Source organism: Massilia sp. TWP1-3-3 (assembly GCF_049897805.1).
GTDB lineage: Bacteria > Pseudomonadota > Gammaproteobacteria > Burkholderiales > Burkholderiaceae_D > Telluria_A.
Map to the genome: position 1 here is coordinate 114172 of NZ_JAFCWX010000005.1, position 17850 is coordinate 132021.

Below are 17850 nucleotides of genomic sequence, written 5' to 3' on the forward strand. Positions count from 1 at the left end.
CCCGTGTTTGCCACCATGTTTGCAACCGTTCGCCTGGCCGTGCGCCGCCGCGCCGACCAGTGGCTGTTCCAGCTGCGCGACGCCGAGCCGGGCGAAGTGTTTCTCAACCAGCGGCGCGTGTTCATCCTGCCCACCGGGGCCGGGGTGGGCTTTGGCGTGCTGCTGCTGGTGCTGCTGATCGGCGCCACCAATTACAACCTGAGCCTGGGCTTTGCGCTGGTGTTCGCGCTGGGCGCCTGCGCCGTTGTCGACATGTACCTGACCTACCGGAACCTGGGCCAGCTGCACCTGGCGCCCGGGCGCGCCCAACCCCTGTTCGCCGGCGAAGTGGCGCAGTTCGAGCTGTCCATCGTCAACCGCAGCAAACTGGACCGCTACGCGCTGTGGGCCGATTTTTTGCAGGCCGGCGAGGCGCGCTACGTGGCCGACGTGGCGGCGGGCGAGCGCACGGCGCTGCTGCTGTCGGCGCCCAGCACGGCGCGCGGTTACCTGGCCGCGCCCCGGGTGCGCCTGGCCACCCGCTTTCCGCTCGGCCTGTTTCGCGCCTGGAGCTACTGGCAGCCGGACGCGCGCGCGCTGGTCTATCCGTTTCCCGAAGCGGTGGCGCCGCCGCTGCCGATGTCGGGCGTGGCCAGCGAAGACGGCCACGGCCACGCGGGCCACGACGACTTTGCCGGCATTCGCAGCTACCAGGCCGGCGACTCGCTGCGCCACATGGCGTGGCGCCAGATCGCGCGGCTCGACCCGGCGCTGGGCGGGCAACTGGTGACCAAGCATTTTGAAGGCGGCGCGATCGAGGAACTGATGCTCGATTTCGACGCCTTGCCCGCCACGCTGGCGCTGGAGTTGCGCCTGTCGCGCATGACGCGCTGGGTGCTCGACGCCGAGCAGCGCGCCCTGCCCTACGGCTTTCGCCTGCACGGCCACGCATTCGCCCCGGCACTGGGCGCGGCGCACCAGGCGGCCTGTCTGCGGGCGCTGGCGCTGTACGGCAGCAAGGAACGCCCATGATGGCGCGCCTGGCCTTGCAGCTCTCGCGCGACAAGGCGGACACCTTGCTGCTGCTGGCGGCCACGCTGCTGGTGCTGGGGCCCCATGCGGCGCACCTGCCGCCGTGGGTCTCGCTGGTGTGCGCCGCCACGCTGGCCTGGCGCGGCCTGATCACGTTCCGCGGCATCCGCATGCCGCCCACCTGGCTGCTGCTGCCGCTCGCCTTCGCGGCCATGGCCGGCATTTTCATGACCTACAAGACGCTGCTGGGGCGCGAAGCGGGCGTTGCGATGGCGGTGCTGCTGGTCGCCTTTAAAATGCTGGAAATGCACGCCCGGCGCGACCTGTTCGTGGTCATCTTCCTCTGCTTTTTCCTACTGCTGACCAATTTCTTTTACTCGCAAAGCATCGCCATGGGCGTCATGATGGTGCTTGCCATTATCGCCCTGTTGAGCGCGCAACTGACGTTCCAGTACAGCGGCGTGGTGCCGCCGCTGGGGCGCCGCCTGCTGCTGGGCGCCAAGATTTTGGGGTTCGCCGCGCCGCTGGCGCTGGCGCTGTTCTTCCTGTTCCCCCGACTCCAGGGCCCGCTGTGGGGCATGCCCGGCGACGCCACGGGCGCCCGCACGGGCCTGTCCGACAGCATGAGTCCGGGCAATATCTCGAATCTGGCCCAGTCCGACGAGATCGCCTTCAGGGTGCGCTTCAAGGCGCGCGCGCCGGCCCAGTCGGGCCTGTACTGGCGCGCCGTCGTGCTGGGCGACTTCGACGGGCGCAACTGGACCCACGCAAGGCGGCGCCACCGTGGCGAATCGACCCAGCTCTCGCTTAGCGGCACCCCCGTCGACTACCAGGTCACGCTCGAGCCGCACGGCAGGACTTGGCTGTTCGCGCTCGACATGCCGGGCAGCGTGCCGGTACTGCCCGAACAGGCGGCCCTCACGCCGAATGTCGAATTGCGCGCCGGCGTGCCCATCGACAAGCGGCTGCGCTACGACGTCACGTCGTACCCGACCTACCAGCTCGACGCCGGGGTTGACCTGCCCGAGGCCGAGCGCTATCTGGCGCTGCCGCGCGGCTTCAATCCCTTGGCCATGCAGGCCGGCCTCAACTTGCAGCGCGAGCCGGACCCGGCGCGCCGGGTGGAACAGGTGCTGCGCGAGTTTCGCGACGGCGGCTACGTGTACACGCTGCAGCCGCCCAAGCTGGGACCGAACTCGGTGGATGACTTTTTATACAGTTCGAAAGCAGGCTTTTGCGAGCATTACGCCAGCGCATTTGTGTTCCTGATGCGCGCGGCCGACGTGCCGGCGCGCGTGGTGACCGGCTACCAGGGTGGCGAGCGCAACCCGGTCGATGGCTTTACGGTGGTGCGCCAGAGCGACGCGCACGCCTGGGCCGAAGTGTGGATCCGCAACAGCGGCTGGGTCCGGGTCGACCCGACCGCGGCGGTGGCGCCGGGGCGCGTGGAACGGGGCATGGCGCGCACGCTGGCCCCAAGCGAGCAGTCCGGCATCGCGCGCCTGGGCAGCCTGATCAACCTGCAGCTGGACGGCGATTCGCTGATCGGGCGCCTGCGCTATCAAATCAGCGCCATGAACAATGGCTGGAACCAGTGGGTGCTCAATTACGACCCCGAGCGGCGCCAGGGCTTGCTCGACACGCTGCTGGCGGCGCTGGGCAACTGGCGCAACCTGGCGGCGCTGGCGGCGATTGCCGCTCTGCTCGTCGTTGCGCGCAAGCTGCACGTGCGCAGGCAGGCAGATCCGGTCGATGCGCTATACTCGGCGCTCAATGTGCAGCTGGGGCGGATCGGTCTGGCGCGCGCGCCGCACGAAGGGCCGAACGCCTGGGCGCAGCGGCTGGCCGAGACGCCCCTTGCGCCGGACCGGAAAGAGCGATTGCTGCGTTTCCTGGCGCTGTACAGCGCGCACAAATACGCGGACCGCGCACCCGACGCGGCGCTGCTTACCACCATGAAAAGGCTGCTCGGCACTTCCCGATGAAATTGTTCACCACCCTGCTTTTGCTGCTGGCCGTGTCTGCCAGCGGCGCGCTGCACGCCGCACCGGTCCACCCCAAAGCCAAGGCCGAGGTCAAGGCCAAGGCCAAGGCCAAGGCCAAGGCCAAGGCCAAGGCCAACCCGAAGCCCAAGCCCACCATCGCCAAGCCGACGCCGCGCAAAGTTGATTACGCGGGCGAGCAAGTCAATTTCGTGGAATGGAAAGCGGTCAGCGAGTTCGCCGACGAGATCGCGCTGCGCCACGGATTTGTGCGTAAGGAATTGACCGCGCTGATCGCGCAAATCCGTTACGTCGATTCGGCGGTGCAGCTGGTCAAGCCGGCGCCGGCGGGCAAACCAAAGAACATGACGGCGGTGCGCGCGCTGATGCTCGAACCGGTGCGCATCAATGCCGGCGTCGTCTTTTGGAACAGCAACGCCGACACGCTGGCGCGGGCCGAACGCGACTACGGCGTGCCTGCCGAAATCATTGCCGGCATCATCGGCATCGAAACCGTGTATGGACGCAACACGGGGCGCTTCCGCGTCCTGGACGTGCTCACCACGCTGGCGTTTGCCTATCCGGAAGCGCCGAATCAGGCGGCGCGCATGGCGTTTTTTCGGGGCGAACTGGAAAATGCCCTGGTCTTGGCGCGCAAGAACGCGATCGACCCGTTCAGCCTGCTGGGATCGTTTGCGGGCGCCATCGGCATGCCGCAGTTCATGCCGGGCAGCGTGCTCGCGTACGGCGTCGATTACGACCGGGACGGCGCCGTCAACTTGCAGAACTCGGCCCAGGACGCCATCGGCAGTGTCGCCAATTTTCTGGTGCAGCATGGCTATCAACGCGCACTGGGCGGGCCGTCCGTGTACGCGGCGCACGTGGCGCCCGACGAGCGCTGGGAGCGTTTCATCGGGCAAGGCTTGGCGGCCAAGTTTTCGCTCGACGAACTGCTCGCCGCCGGCGTGGCAAGCGCCCCCAGACCCCCTGGCGGGCGCCTGTACGGCTTGATCGACCTGCAAAACGGGGCCGAAACGACAGAATACTGCTTGGCAACGGATAATTTTTTTGCTATCACCCAATACAATCGCAGTTACTACTATGCAATGTCGGTGCTTGAACTGGGGCGCGCGGTCAGGCTCGCGCGGGGTGCTCAGGCGCTTATGCCCGGAGAAACTTTGTAAAGAAATGTAACGAGTCCGGCAGTCTTCCCCGCCATGTCAGGCGGTAGCGCGGGGTATACTGGCGCGGGGTATCATTGGAAGAAACGGCCCGTGCGCCCGGGAAAACTGTTTTGTGGCAACATACTGTTGCTATTCTTGCTTTTCATCCAGTACTTGCCGGTACCGTGCGGATCGAAGACTATAATTGCCCTACAATTAAACTTTCTGAAAAAACAATTAATTTTTCAGTGGTTTTGTGAGAGAATTGCACACCAACCATGTTGCGGGTAGACAACATGGTGGCCATCATTTTGTAATCTTCTATTGCTTTTGGGTACTAGATTCGAAAAGGGTTGTACAATTGTGTATAGTTTTTAAAAAGTGTTCCCTCGGATAAATTTGGCCAGCCGCACTGCGATAGTTGTAGCTACAAGCGAAGTCCGTGTATCGACCAAGCAAACAACTCACAATAGGAAGTAACGACATCATGACAAACCAAGTCGGTATTGATATGAACAGCGATTCGGATTCCGATGATCTGCTGCAATACAACCCCAACAGATTGTTGGACACCCTGATCGAGAATCTGCGTCTGAAAAACGATGCCGCCTTGTCGCGTGCGCTGGAAGTGGCGCCACCGGTGATTTCGAAGATTCGCCACCACCGCCTGCCGGTAGGCGCATCGCTGTTAATCCGGATGCACGAAGTAAGCGACCTGTCGATTCGGGACCTGCGTTATTTGATGGGCGACCGCCGCAACAAATTTCGCATCAGCGACAAGCAATTCAAGCCAAAAGAAGGCGAGCCACAGGCTTGATGAATGCGTCGCGCGAGAACAGCGCGTGACGCATTCATCACACCGTAGGGCGAAAAAGCGAAGCGCATTCCGCCCTACGGTGTTACGCCAACGGTCAGCCTAGGCCGGAAACACCCCGGTCGACAAATAGCGGTCGCCGCGGTCGCACACGATAAACACGATCGTCGCATTTTCCACCGTCTGTGAAATCCTCAGCGCAATCTCGCACGCCCCGGCAGCTGAAATCCCGCAAAAGATCCCCTCTTCGGCCGCCAGCCTGCGCGCCATCTGTTCGGCCGCCGCCTGGCTCACGCTTTCAATCTGGTCCACGCGCGCCTTGTCATAAATCTTGGGCAGATACGCTTCGGGCCACTTGCGAATACCGGGAATCTGCGAGCCTTCCTCCGGCTGCGCGCCGATGATGCGCACCGCCTCATTTTGCTCCTTCAAATACTGCGACACGCCCATGATGGTCCCGGTGGTGCCCATGGCACTGACAAAATGGGTAATGCGCCCCCCGGTGTCGCGCCAGATTTCCGGCCCGGTGCCGTCATAATGGGCGCGCGGATTATCCGGGTTGCCGAACTGGTCGAGGATGATGCCCTTGCCGTCGCGCTGCATCGACTCGGCCATGTCGCGCGCATACTCCATCCCGCCCGACTTGGGCGTGAGGATGATCTGCGCGCCATACGCGGCCATGCTCTGGCGCCGCTCGATCGACAAGTATTCCGGCATCAAGAGCAGCATCTTGTAGCCGCGAATGGCGGCCGCCATGGCCAGCGCGATCCCCGTATTGCCGCTGGTCGCTTCAATCAAGGTATCGCCCGGCTTGATCTGACCGCGCTCCTCGGCGCGTTTGAGCATCGACATGGCGGCGCGGTCCTTGACCGAGCCGGCCGGATTGTCGCCCTCCATCTTGCCGAGAATAATATTATTGCGCGCAACAGCATCAGCGCCCGGCAAGCGGACTAATTGCACGAGCGGCGTATTACCGATCGTGTCTTCCAGGGTCATATAGGGCATGGGAACTCTTCTACGGTATCAACAAACCATATTCTAATCCACCGCGTCGGCCTGCGTATGCAAGCGGCCAGCTTGCCCCCACAACATCTCCCCGGGGGAGATGGCGAAAAAAAGCCCACAGGTGGGCGCTGCGGGCAGGGTGGAATGCTTACATGCGCGCTGGCGCGGCGCCCTTCGCCTCAGCCGGCTTGGTCTTCGCGGCGGCGGCCGGCTTGGCCATCGCGGCGCCGTCCAGAGGCTTCCCGGCCACTACCAAGCCAGCCTGGGACAGCTTCGCCGCGCGCTTTTCGCCCACGCCCTTGACGCGCTTTTGAAAATCCGGCCAGTCCTTGAATTCGCCCTTGGCGCGCTCGTCGAGGATGGCCTTCGACATGCTCGGCCCGACGCCTTTCACAGCGTCGAGTCCGGCTGCGTCGGCCTTGTTGACGTCGACCTGGGCGAATGCAAAACCCATCGTGGTAACCATGGTGGCAACTGCAAGCAACAGTTTCTTGATCATCTCGGTGTTCTCCATATTGATGATGAGACGGGACGGCCCATGCCGCCCTCCCGTACCTAACGCCCTCCCCCCGCCCGGCAGTTGACCCGCACGATAGAGGCTCATCAATATCGTCAACCCTACTTGCCGAACAACTCCGCGCGCGTCACCGTCGCCGTGCCCAGCTTGCCAACCACGATGCCGCCGGCGCGGTTGGCCGTCATGATCGCGTCGGCCATCGGCATGCCCGCGCCCAGCATGGCGGCCATGGTGGCGATCACCGTGTCGCCCGCGCCCGAGACGTCATACACCTCGCGCGCGTCCGCATGCATGTGCAGCACTTCGGATGCCGTGTACAAGCTCATGCCTTCTTCGGAACGGGTCAGCAGCAAGGCATCCAGGCCAAGCGCTTCACGCAAGCCCTGGGCCTTGCTGGTGAGCTGCTCTTCGCTGTGCCAGCTGCCCACGATGCGTTTCAGTTCGGATTTATTTGGCGTGAGCACGGTGGCGCCCGCATATGGCGAAAAATCGTCGCCCTTGGGGTCGACCATGACGATCTTACCCGCCGCGCGGCCGGCCGCGATCATCGGCGCCACGTTGACCAGGCTGCCCTTGTTGTAGTCCGACAGAATGATCACGTCATAGTCGGGCAGCAAGGCGTTAAATTGGGTGAGCTTGTCGCGCAGCACGGTGTCGGTCGGCGCATCCTCGAAATCGATGCGCAGCAACTGTTGCTGGCGCCCGATCACGCGCAGCTTGATGATGGTGGAAATGGCTTCATCGCGCTGCAGATAGCTGTGGATCCCAGACTCTTGCAGCAACTGCGCCACCTGGGCGCCCGCTTCGTCGGCCCCCACCACCCCCAGCAAGCCGCAGTGGGCGCCCAGCGCGGCCGCATTGCGCGCCACGTTGGCGGCGCCCCCCAGGCGCTCTTCGCGCCGCTCAATGCGCACGATGGGCACCGGCGCTTCCGGCGAAATACGGCTGACGTCGCCGAACCAGTAGCGGTCGAGCATGACGTCGCCCACCACCAAAATGCGCACGGCGCCCAGGTCGGGCGCGGCAATCGGCGGGTAGCTGTCGGCAGTAAGGAAGCGGCTGATCATCATTAATTCATCACGTTAAGTTCTTCGGTACGGCGCGGCGGGTAGGTTTCCCAGTTGCTGCAACCGGGACACTGCCAGTAGAACTGGCGCGCCTTGAAGCCGCAGTGGCTGCAGCGGTAGCGCGCCAGCTTCTGGGTGTAGCCGTGGATCAGGTTTTTCACCATCGACAACTCTTCCCAGATATTGGCGGGCGCGTCCATCAGGCGCGCCTCGAGCAGCTTGTCCAGGCCCAGCAGCGTTGGATTGCGTCGCAGTTCGTCCACCACCAGTTCCTTGGCCGCATCCACGCCGTCCAGCTCGATAACAGCCTTGAACACGACTTCGATCAGGTCGATCGAGGAGGCTTCGGCCAGGTAGGCGCGCAGCAGGTTGACCCCTTCCTGGGGACGGCCGACCTTGCGGTAGCCATCCATCAGGCGCGCCGCCACCAGCGCCACGTGCGGCACGCTTTGCTGCTCGACCCGGCGCCACGTCATCAAGGCGCCTTCGACGTCGCCACTGACCAGCTGGGCGTCGCCGATGAGCAAGGTGGCGCGCACGTTCTTGCGGTCGGTGTGGACCGCCTTCTCGAGCAGGGCCAGGGCGTCGGCCGTGTGCAGGTGCACCAGCGCGTCCTGGGCCAGTTCGCAGTAGAACTGGGCGATTTCCTTTTGGCGCGCGCCGGCGCCGGACTCTTGCAGGCCGATGGCAGCTTCAATGGCGCGCGTCCACTCCTTTTCACGCTGGAAAATTTCCAGCAGCGAGCGCCGCGCTTGCACCGAATACGGCGTCTCGACCAGCTGGTTGAACGTTTCCTCGGCGCGGTCGAGCAAACCCGCTTTCAGGTAATCCATGCCCAGTTCGTACTTGGCCTGGGCCCGCTGTTCGCTTGGCAAATCGGGCCGGGCCAGCAAGTTCTGGTGGACGCGGATGGCGCGCTCGATTTCGCCGCGGCGGCGAAACAGGTTGCCGAGCGCAAAGTGCATATCGGCCGTTTCCGGGTCCAGCTTGACGATTTCGATAAAGGCATCGATCGCCTTGTCGGGCTGCTCGTTGAGCAGGAAGTTCAAGCCCTTGAAGTAGCCGCGCGGCAGCGTGCGCGATTCCGACAGCAATTGGCGGATATCGACGCGCGCGGTGATCCAGCCCATTGCGAAAAACAGGGGGATGCCGATCAGCATCCAGGTTTCAAATTCCATGCGGTTCTTTTGTTCTTAGTATTGTTATGGCGCGATGTGGGTATTCACACTGTCCGGCGCGGGCTGGGTGGGGCCGGTACGGGCGACGCTTTGCAGCGCCTGGATCGTGGTCTTATGCTTGCTGGTTTCGCGGCGGTGACGAAAGACGGTGGGCGTGACGGCCAGGATGCCGAACGCGGCGCCGGCGACAAAAAACGCGAGCAGCATCAACACCAAAGGCCCGCGCAATTCATAGCCGAGGAAGAAATTCAGGTCGACCGGATGGTCGTTTTTCATCGCGAAGCCGAAAAACAGGATGAACAGAATGACGCCGACGATGGAGGAAACGAATTTCATCAGAACTGCCCGGGGTAAAGTGATCGTGAGGCTTGCATATTACACCAAATAGATAGGCACTAAATTACCCCCACATCGTCCTCGCGCACGCGAGGACGATGTGGGGGTCGCGCAGGCATAAAAAAACGGCACCCGAAGATGCCGTCTCTGGAAGTCGCCAAACGACTCAGTCCTCGATAATCGGTTGCCCGACCATCGCGTCGACCCGCTCGCGCAATTGCTTGCCCGGCTTGAAGTGGGGCACCCGTTTTTCAGGCACCATCACCTTGTCGCCGGACTTGGGATTGCGCCCAATGCGGGGCGGCCGGCTGTTCAGGGCGAAACTCCCAAAACCACGGATCTCGATGCGCTGGCCAGTCGATAAAGCATTGGTCATTGCATCAAGAATGGTCTTGACAGCATATTCCGCATCCTTGGCCACCAGCTGAGAATAACGCTCAGCGAGGCGGTTGATCAGTTCGGACTTCGTCATCTGGCAAGGCTCCCGATCTCAGTGCTGCACTTAGTTCTTGTTGTCGAACTTAGCTTTGAGCAGTGCGCCCAGGCTGGTGGTGCCCGAAGCGGCATTGCTGTCCGAGGTCGACGCCATTTTCTGCATCGCTTCCTGGGTCTCGACATTGTCTTTCGCCTTGATCGACAGCTGGATGCTGCGAGCCTTGCGGTCAATGTTGATCACCAGTGCTTCAACGCTGTCGCCAACCTTCAGGTGGGTGCCAGCATCTTCAACACGGTCACGCGAGATTTCGGAAGCGCGCAGGTAGCCTTCGACTTCTTCGGACAGGCCAATGACAGCGCCTTTAGGCTCGACCGACTTGACCGTACCCGTTACCAGGGAGCCTTTGTCGTTCATTGCCGCGAAGTTGTTGAACGGGTCGCCTTCGAGCTGCTTGACGCCCAGGGAAACGCGCTCGCGCTCGACGTCGATGGCCAGCACGATGGCTTCCAGTTCGTCGCCTTTCTTGAAACGGCGCACTGCTTCTTCGCCCGTTTCGGTCCAGGACAGGTCGGACAGGTGCACCAGACCGTCGATGTTGCCGGCCAGGCCAATGAACACGCCGAAGTCGGTGATCGACTTGATTGCGCCACGGACTTTGTCGCCCTTTTTATGGGTAACGCCGAAGTCATCCCACGGATTGGCTTTGCACTGCTTCATGCCCAGCGAAATACGGCGGCGCTCTTCGTCGATCTCGAGAACCATGACTTCCACTTCGTCGCCCAGCTGGACAACTTTGTTTGGCGCCACGTTCTTGTTGGTCCAGTCCATTTCGGAAACGTGGACCAGGCCTTCGATACCCTGCTCGACTTCAACGAATGCGCCGTAGTCGGTGAGGTTCGTGACTTTACCGAACAGGCGGGTGCTCTGTGGGTAACGACGGGACAGACCGGTCCAAGGATCGTCGCCCAGTTGCTTGACGCCCAGCGACACGCGGTTCTTTTCCTGATCGTACTTCAAGACCTTGGCGGTGATTTCCTGGCCAACCGTCAACACTTCCGACGGGTGACGTACACGGCGCCATGCCAGGTCGGTGATGTGCAGCAAGCCATCGATACCGCCCAGATCCACGAACGCGCCGTAGTCGGTGATATTTTTGACGATACCGGTAACAACCGTACCTTCTTTGAGCGTTTCCATCAGCTTCTGGCGCTCTTCGCCCATCGAAGCTTCGATCACGGCGCGGCGCGACAGAACGACGTTGTTACGCTTGCGGTCGAGCTTGATGACCTTGAATTCGAGCGTCTTGCCTTCGAACGGGGTGGTGTCCTTGACAGGGCGGGTATCGACCAGGGAACCTGGCAGGAACGCGCGAATGCCGTTGGTCAAAACGGTCAGGCCGCCCTTGACTTTGCCATTGACGGTACCGATGACGATTTCGCCCGATTCCATGGCTTTTTCCAGTGCCAGCCACGATGCGAGGCGCTTGGCCTTGTCGCGCGACAGGATGGTATCGCCGAAGCCGTTTTCCAGCGACTCAATCGCTACGGAAACGAAATCGCCGACTTGAACTTCCAGTTCGCCCTGGTCGTTCTTGAATTCTTCGATAGGAATAAAAGCTTCCGACTTCAGGCCAGCGTTGACGATCACGAAATTGTGGTCGAGGCGCACGACTTCAGCGGAGATGACTTCACCGGAGCGCATATCTTGACGCGACAACGATTCCTCAAACAGGGCTGCAAAACTTTCCATACCGCTTACTTCAGTTGTTGCTGTTGACATATGATTTACACGAGTTAGCCAGCAGAGTTCGCACGACGCGACTTAAACTGGGTTAGGTTGAACCACGCCTGCACAAGCACTATTGCCTGGTCAGGCACCTGCTACCGCTATTTGACTGCTGCGTACCATTTCAGCACTTCCTCAAGGGCCTCATCGGCCGTCATATTGGAAGTATCCAGAATATGCGCCCCCTCCGCCGGCACCAGCGGGGCAATCGCGCGATTCGTATCACGGTCGTCGCGCGCTTGCAAATCCAACAGAAGGTCTTCCATGCTAGCAGAAAATCCCTTGTCAATCAATTGCTTATATCTGCGTTGCGCCCTGGCCGCAACGCTCGCGGTGAGATACACCTTCAATTTTGCATTGGGGAAAATCACCGTCCCCATGTCGCGCCCGTCGGCAACTAGCCCCGGCATCTTGCGAAAGTTCAGCTGCAGCGCGAACAGGGCTTGCCGGACGGTGGGGAAAGCGGCGATTTTCGATGCCATGTTGCCAACGGCTTCGGCGCGGATGGCCTGGGTCACGTTTTCATGGGAGAGAAAGATTTCGCCCTGGTCGAAGTGGACCGGCAAGTGCTCGGCGATCTTGGCCAGTGCGTGCTCGTCGCTCAAGGGCGTGTCGCGTCGGATCGCCATCAGGGCGGTCAGGCGGTACAGTGCGCCGGAGTCGAGGTAGTGGAACTTGAGGCGGTCGGCCACTTTGTGGGCGACGGTTCCCTTGCCCGAGGCGGTCGGACCGTCGATGGTGATGACTGGGATATGGGTTGTTGGCATTGTTATTAACCTTGTTAGCTTAAAAGCAGCACGTTCCATGGGTCGGCGCCCACGAAGCTGTTGTAAAAGGGGCATCTGCGCAAAGTTACATCGTCCTCGCGCAGGTGCGAGGACGATGTCGTTTTGATTTTCGAAGTCTCACATATCGCGATTTATGGGTAGCCAGTTGGTTCTGGAGCATTCTGTAATACCGTCACACGCGACGTAGAAACGCACTTAAAACAGCTCTTCCCGCGCAATCGCGGCAAACGCCTCAAAATAATCCGGAAACGTCTTGGCCACGCACTTGGGATCGAGAATACGCATCTGATTGCCGCGGCGCGCCTTGCCGTCCAGCGTGGCAAGAGAAAAACACATCGCCATGCGGTGATCGTCATAGGTCTCGATGGTGGCTGCGGCGATCACCTCCGGCGGCGTGATGGTAATGAAATCGGCCCCTTCCACCACCACCGCCCCCAGCTTGCGCAGCTCGGTCGCCATGGCCGCCAGGCGATCGGTTTCCTTCACGCGCCAGCTGGCGATATTGCGCAATGTACTGGTGCCGTCCGCATACAAGGCGGCCACGGCAATCGTCATCGCCGCATCGGGAATATGATTGAAGTCGGCGTCGATCGCCTTCAGGACACCGTTCGAAGTCGCCTCGATCCAGTTGTCGCCCCGGGTAATGGTTGCGCCCATCTGCTCGAGCGCCTCGGCAAAGCGCACGTCGCCCTGGATGCTGTCGCGGCCAACGCCTTCCACCCGCACCGGACCGCCGCCAATCGCACCGGCTGCCAAAAAGTACGAGGCCGACGACGCATCGCCTTCCACGTGGATCTCGCCCGGACTGACATATTTTTGCCCCGGCTGCACGGTGAACGACTGCCAGCCGTCCTGCTCCACCGTCACGCCGAAGCGGCGCATCAGGTTCAGCGTGATCTCGATGTATGGCTTGGAAATGAGTTCGCCGACCACGTCAATCAAGACCGGATGCTCCCTGGCCATCAGCGGCGCGGCCATCAGAATCGCCGTCAAGAACTGGCTCGACACATTGCCGCGCACCGACATGCGCTCGGCATGGATATGCCCGCGCCGGATGCGCAGCGGCGGATAGCCTTGCACGCCGGTGTATTCGATCTGCGCGCCGACCGCATTCAAGGCGTCGACCAGGTCGCCGATGGGCCGCTCGTGCATGCGCGAGACGCCATGCAGCGTAAAGTCGCCGCCAATGACCGCCAGCGCCGCCGTCAGCGGCCGGATCGCGGTGCCCGCGTTCCCCATGAACAGATCGGCCGTGTGATGCGGCAGCACGCCGCCGCCACCGTACACCATGTGGGTATGGTCGTTCACCTGGTTCCACTCGATGCCAAGCGAGCGCAGCGCGCCCAGCATGACAAGCGTGTCGTCGGACGCGAGCAGGTCGTGGATCAGCGTAGTGCCTTCGGCCAGCGCGGCCAGCAGCAAAATGCGGTTGGAAATGCTTTTCGATCCGGGCAGACGGACCACGCCCTCCACGTGCATGACGGGCTTGATGTCGATGTGCTGCGGATAGTGTTTTTGCTGCATTGTGGGTGATCCTATTCTGCGGTGTCGGGTGATGCGGGTGCTTCTGCGGCCTCGATGGCTTCGATCCAGCGGCAGCGGGCGCGCTGCGCGTTGGCGTAGACGGCTTCAATGCCGGCGCCGTCACCGGCGGCCAGCATGGCGCGCAAGCCTGTCAATTGTGCCAGATAGGCGTCCAGCTCGGCCAAAAGCGCGGGCTGGTTGGCCAGCGTGATGTCGCGCCACATTTCCGGCGAGGAACCGGCGATGCGGGTAAAGTCCCGAAAGCCGCTGGCCGCGAACTGGAACAGCAAAGCGGCATGCGGCTTGGCGGCGATGTCGTTGACCAGCGCGTAGGCCAGCAAATGCGGCAGGTGCGAGACCGAGGCGAAGACCTTGTCATGCTCCTGCGGCGTGAGGTGATGGATGACGGCGCCGCACGCCGTCCAGGCGGCGGCCACGCGCGCCACATCGGCTGCGGCGTTCTCGGTCAAGGGCGTGAGCACCGTCTTTTTGCCCTGGTACAGGTCGACGATGGCCGCGTCCGGACCGTTGGTTTCGCGTCCCGCAATCGGGTGGCCCGGCACGAACTGCCCTACCCGCTCGCCCAGCGCTGCGCGCGCCGCCTGCGCCACGTCGGTCTTGGTGCTGCCCGCGTCCGTGATGACGGTGTGCGGCTCGAGGAACGGCAGCATGGAAGCGAGAATGCGACCGGTCTGCGCAACTGGCGCTGCGATCAGCACCAGGTCGGCGCCCTGCATTGCCGCCTCGATGGAAGCCACCTGGTCAACGATGCCCAGTTCAAGCGCGCGCGCCAGCGCTGCGTGGGACCGCCCCACGCCGACCAGCGTCTTGACCGCACCGGCGGCGCGCAAGGCGCGCGCGAACGAGCCTCCGATCAGTCCAACGCCGACAATGACGACTTTATTCATCACTCAGGACAGCGCCTTTTTCAATGCCGTGATGAAGACCGCATTTTCCTGCGGCAGGCCGATCGAGATGCGCAGCCACTGCGGCAAGCCGTAATTGCCCACCGGGCGCACGATCACGCCCTGCTTGAGCAAAGCCAGGTTCACGCGCGCGCCAGCGCCGTCATCACTACCAACCTTGACCAGCACAAAATTGCCGAACGATGGCACATACTGCAAGCCCAGTTCATCGAACGCTTCAATGAATTGCGCGTAGCCGGCGGCGTTGTTCTTGGCGCCCTGCTCCAGGAAGGCCTTGTCGTTGAGCGCCGCAATCGCCGCTGCCTGGGCCATGGAATTGACATTGAACGGCTGGCGAATGCGGTTCATCAAATCGGTCAGCGCCGGCTGGGCGATGGCAAAGCCGACCCGCAAACCGGCCAGGCCATAGGCCTTGGAAAAGGTGCGCGAGACCAGCAGGTTGGGATACTTTTTGGCCCACTGGGCCGACTCGAACTGCTGCTCGGGCGCGAGGAACTCGTTGTAGGCTTCGTCAAGCACCACCACCACGCCAGCGGGCACCTTGGCCAAGAAAGCTTCGATCTCGGCGGCGGGAATAAAGGTGCCGGTTGGGTTGTTCGGATTGGCGATGAAGACCAGGCGCGTGTCGGCGTCAATCGCCGCGGCCATGGCGTCCAGGTCGTGCCCATAGTCTTTGGCGCCAACCACGATCGCGCGCGCACCCACTCCCTGAGTCGCCAGCGCATAGACGGCGAACGAATACTGCGCGTAGACCACGGCCTGGCCTTTCTGCACAAACGCGTGGGCCGCGATCTCCAGGATGTCGTTCGAGCCATTGCCCAGCGTGATCCAGTCGGCCGGCACGTCGTAGCGCTTGGCCAGCGCCGCCTTCAAGTCAAAACCGTTGGCGTCCGGGTAGCGGCCCAGGTCGGCCACGGCCGCAGCCATGGCCCGCTTGCTCGACTCGGGCACGCCGAACGGATTTTCGTTGGAAGCGAGCTTGACGATATTTGCTTCGTCAAGGCCGAACTCGCGCGCCACTTCGGCGATGGGTTTGCCGGCCTGGTAGGGGGCGATGGCGCGAACGTATTCTGGACCGAATTGCTGTGGCATGGACTGTCTCTTTATGATTTAGGTGAGGCTGAGCGGATAGGATCCCAGCACCTTGAAAAATGCGGCGTTGTCCTTCAATTCCTCGAGCGCCTTGGCAACTGCGGGATTTTGGACGTGGCCTTCGATATCGACGTAAAAATAGTATTCCCAGGTCCCGATGCGGGCCGGGCGCGATTCAAAGCGCGTCATTGACACGCCATTCACGGCCAGGGGCGCGAGCAGGTTGTAGACGGCGCCCGCCTTGTTGGGCACGGCCAGCACCAGCGAGGTCTGGTCTTCGCCCGAAGGATTGGTCTGCAAGTGGCCGATGACGGCAAAGCGCGTGCGGTTGTGCGGGTCGTCCTGGATGTGGCCATTGACCACGCCCAGGCGGTACTGCTCGCCCGCCATTTCGCTGGCAATCGCCGCCATGGCGGGGTCCTTGCTGGCCATGACGGCCGCCTCCGCGTTGGAGGCCACCGCGCGCCGCTCCAGGGCCGGGTAATGCTGGTTCAGCCACACCTGGCACTGGGCCAGGGCCTGGGAATGGGCGCACACCACCGTCACGCCGTCCATGGTGCCGGACTTGGTCATCAGGCTGTGGTGAACGGGAATCGAGATTTCGCCGCTGATGATGGTGGTGGTGCCGAGCATCAGGTCGAGCGTGCGGTTGACCGCCCCTTCAGATGAATTTTCGATCGGGACCACGCCAAAGTCGGCGGTGCCCGCCTCGGTCGCGCGAAACACTTCGTCGATCGAGATGCACGGCAAACCCTCCACAGCGCTGCCGAACTGCTGATACACGGCCTGCTCGCTGAAGGTGCCGGACGGGCCGAGGTAAGCGACGGTAACGCGCTTTTCCAGCGAACGGCAGGCTGACATGATCTCGCGGAAAATGGTCTGCACTTCGGCGCCCTTGAGCGGACCCGGATTGCGTTCGGCCACACCGCGCAGCACCTGCGCTTCGCGTTCGGGGCGAAACACGGGGGCGTTGGTCTCGGCCTTGACGTGGCCCACTTCCTGCGCCAGTTCTGCGCGCCGGCTCAGCAGGGCAAGGATTTGGGCGTCGATCGCATCGATCTGTTCGCGCAAGGGTGTCAGTTTGTCTGTCATGGGTCAGCAATATTCTAGTGGTTGGCACCGGTGGATGTTAGCGACCGGCGAACTCGTTCAAATAATCGACCAGGGCTTGCACGCCCTCGATCGGCATCGCGTTGTAGATCGATGCGCGCATACCGCCGACGGACTTGTGGCCCTTCAGTTGCAGCAGGCCGCGCGCTTTTGCGCCGGCCAGGAATTGTTCATTGCGTGTTTCGTCGCGCAGGAAAAACGGCACGTTCATGCGCGAGCGGCAGTCTTTGGCCACCCGGTTCTCGTAGAAATCATCGACGTCAATGGCAGCATACAGCAGCGCGGCCTTGGCGATGTTGCGCTTTTCCATTGCGGCCACGCCGCCCTGTCGCAGCAGGTGGGCGAACACCAGGCCGGCGATGTAGATGCTATAAGTGGGCGGCGTGTTGTACATCGAATCGTGGTCGGCGACGATTTTCCAGTCGAAGGCGGACGGGCAGATCGGCAGCGCGTGGCCGAGCAGGTCTTCGCGCACGATGACCAACGTCAGGCCCGCCGGGCCGATGTTCTTTTGGGCGCCGGCGAAAATCACGCCGTACTTGGTGACGTCGATTTCGCGCGACAGGATGTGCGAAGACATGTCGGCCACCAGCGGCGTGTCGCCCTGGATGGTGGGCACGAAGTTGTATTCCACGCCGTCGATGGTTTCGTTGGTGCAGATGTGGACATAGGCCGCGTCGCGCGTGAGCTTCCAGTATTCCTGCGGCGGCACCGACGTGAAGTGGCCGGGCTCGGACGTGGCGGCCACGTTGACGTCGGCGTAGCGCAGCGCTTCCTTGATCGACTTGCCCGACCAGGAACCGGTGTGGACAAAATCGATCGTGGCCGGCTGCGCCATGCGCGCGACCAGGTTCATGGGCACGATGGCGTTTTCGCCCAGGCCGCCGCCCTGCAGGAACAGCACCTGGTAATTGGCGGGAATCGACAGCAGCGCGCGCAGGTCGCGCACGGCAGCCTGATAGATGGAGATGAATTCGGGACCGCGATGGCTCATCTCCATGACCGACATGCCGCTGCCGTGCCAGTCGAGCATTTCAGCGGCGGCCTGTTCCAGCACTTCTTTGGGCAGCACGGCGGGGCCGGCGGAGAAATTGTAAATGTGGGTCACGGCGATCC

Annotated in this window: 17 protein-coding genes; 4 read left to right on the forward strand and 13 right to left on the reverse strand. The window is 62.4% G+C overall.

Features of this window, described 5'->3' with window-relative positions; translation table 11 throughout:
* Window positions 1-15: 15 nt before the first annotated feature.
* The 4 genes from ACP7D4_RS06575 to ACP7D4_RS06590 all read left to right on the forward strand — a co-directional run bounded on the left by ACP7D4_RS06575 (window position 16) and on the right by ACP7D4_RS06590 (window position 4973).
* The gene (locus tag ACP7D4_RS06575) at window positions 16-1011 is read left to right on the forward strand and encodes a DUF58 domain-containing protein (protein WP_426208278.1); all 996 of its coding nucleotides are present in this window, start codon (window positions 16-18) and stop codon (window positions 1009-1011) included.
* On the forward strand, window positions 1008-2996 hold the full coding sequence (locus ACP7D4_RS06580) for a transglutaminase TgpA family protein (protein WP_426208279.1): 1989 nt from the start codon (window positions 1008-1010) through the stop codon (window positions 2994-2996). The genes ACP7D4_RS06575 and ACP7D4_RS06580 overlap by 4 nt, the downstream gene beginning before the upstream one ends.
* On the forward strand, window positions 2993-4177 hold the full coding sequence (gene mltB / locus ACP7D4_RS06585) for a lytic murein transglycosylase B (RefSeq protein WP_426208281.1): 1185 nt from the start codon (window positions 2993-2995) through the stop codon (window positions 4175-4177). Before ACP7D4_RS06580 ends, mltB begins: the two co-directional genes overlap by 4 nt.
* A 466-nt stretch (window positions 4178-4643) precedes the next feature.
* Complete coding sequence (locus ACP7D4_RS06590) at window positions 4644-4973, forward strand: hypothetical protein (protein WP_099788908.1); 330 nt, start codon at window positions 4644-4646, stop codon at window positions 4971-4973.
* Window positions 4974-5072: 99 nt separating this feature from the next.
* On the opposite strand, the gene cysM is transcribed toward ACP7D4_RS06590, so the two are convergent.
* The 13 genes from cysM to serC all read right to left on the reverse strand — a co-directional run bounded on the left by cysM (window position 5073) and on the right by serC (window position 17842).
* Window positions 5073-5975 carry a cysteine synthase CysM gene (gene cysM / locus ACP7D4_RS06595; protein WP_426100573.1) on the reverse strand — a complete coding sequence of 301 codons (903 nt, stop codon included), beginning with the start codon at window positions 5973-5975 and terminating at the stop codon, window positions 5073-5075.
* Window positions 5976-6123: 148 nt separating this feature from the next.
* Entirely contained in the window at window positions 6124-6474 is a 351-nt protein-coding gene (locus ACP7D4_RS06600; RefSeq protein WP_426100571.1) for a ComEA family DNA-binding protein, read from the reverse strand.
* A 119-nt stretch (window positions 6475-6593) separates the two neighbouring features.
* Window positions 6594-7559, reverse strand: a complete 966-nt coding sequence (gene rfaE1 / locus ACP7D4_RS06605; RefSeq protein WP_426208283.1) for a D-glycero-beta-D-manno-heptose-7-phosphate kinase — start codon at window positions 7557-7559, stop codon at window positions 6594-6596.
* A 2-nt stretch (window positions 7560-7561) separates the two neighbouring features.
* Window positions 7562-8737 carry a lipopolysaccharide assembly protein LapB gene (lapB, locus tag ACP7D4_RS06610; RefSeq protein WP_426100569.1) on the reverse strand — a complete coding sequence of 392 codons (1176 nt, stop codon included), beginning with the start codon at window positions 8735-8737 and terminating at the stop codon, window positions 7562-7564.
* 24 nt (window positions 8738-8761) lie between these two features.
* Window positions 8762-9073 carry a LapA family protein gene (locus tag ACP7D4_RS06615; RefSeq protein ID WP_426100567.1) on the reverse strand — a complete coding sequence of 104 codons (312 nt, stop codon included), beginning with the start codon at window positions 9071-9073 and terminating at the stop codon, window positions 8762-8764.
* 166 nt (window positions 9074-9239) lie between these two features.
* The gene (locus tag ACP7D4_RS06620) at window positions 9240-9545 is read right to left on the reverse strand and encodes an integration host factor subunit beta (protein ID WP_072787195.1); all 306 of its coding nucleotides are present in this window, start codon (window positions 9543-9545) and stop codon (window positions 9240-9242) included.
* 30 nt (window positions 9546-9575) lie between these two features.
* Window positions 9576-11258, reverse strand: a complete 1683-nt coding sequence (gene rpsA, locus ACP7D4_RS06625; protein ID WP_426100565.1) for a 30S ribosomal protein S1 — start codon at window positions 11256-11258, stop codon at window positions 9576-9578.
* Between the two features lie 137 nt (window positions 11259-11395).
* Window positions 11396-12061, reverse strand: a complete 666-nt coding sequence (gene cmk / locus ACP7D4_RS06630) for a (d)CMP kinase (protein WP_426208285.1) — start codon at window positions 12059-12061, stop codon at window positions 11396-11398.
* A gap of 216 nt (window positions 12062-12277) precedes the next feature.
* Complete coding sequence (gene aroA, locus ACP7D4_RS06635) at window positions 12278-13606, reverse strand: 3-phosphoshikimate 1-carboxyvinyltransferase (RefSeq protein WP_426208287.1); 1329 nt, start codon at window positions 13604-13606, stop codon at window positions 12278-12280.
* An 11-nt stretch (window positions 13607-13617) separates the two neighbouring features.
* The gene (locus tag ACP7D4_RS06640; RefSeq protein ID WP_426100559.1) at window positions 13618-14514 is read right to left on the reverse strand and encodes a prephenate dehydrogenase; all 897 of its coding nucleotides are present in this window, start codon (window positions 14512-14514) and stop codon (window positions 13618-13620) included.
* A 3-nt stretch (window positions 14515-14517) separates the two neighbouring features.
* Window positions 14518-15624, reverse strand: coding sequence for a histidinol-phosphate transaminase (hisC, locus tag ACP7D4_RS06645; RefSeq protein ID WP_426100557.1), 1107 nt, complete (start codon window positions 15622-15624; stop codon window positions 14518-14520).
* 18 nt (window positions 15625-15642) lie between these two features.
* Window positions 15643-16716 carry a prephenate dehydratase gene (gene pheA, locus ACP7D4_RS06650; RefSeq protein ID WP_426100555.1) on the reverse strand — a complete coding sequence of 358 codons (1074 nt, stop codon included), beginning with the start codon at window positions 16714-16716 and terminating at the stop codon, window positions 15643-15645.
* Window positions 16717-16753: 37 nt separating this feature from the next.
* A complete protein-coding gene (serC, locus tag ACP7D4_RS06655; protein ID WP_426208289.1) occupies window positions 16754-17842 on the reverse strand; it encodes a 3-phosphoserine/phosphohydroxythreonine transaminase in 1089 nt (362 codons plus the stop codon).
* Between the last annotated feature and the right edge of the window lie 8 nt (window positions 17843-17850).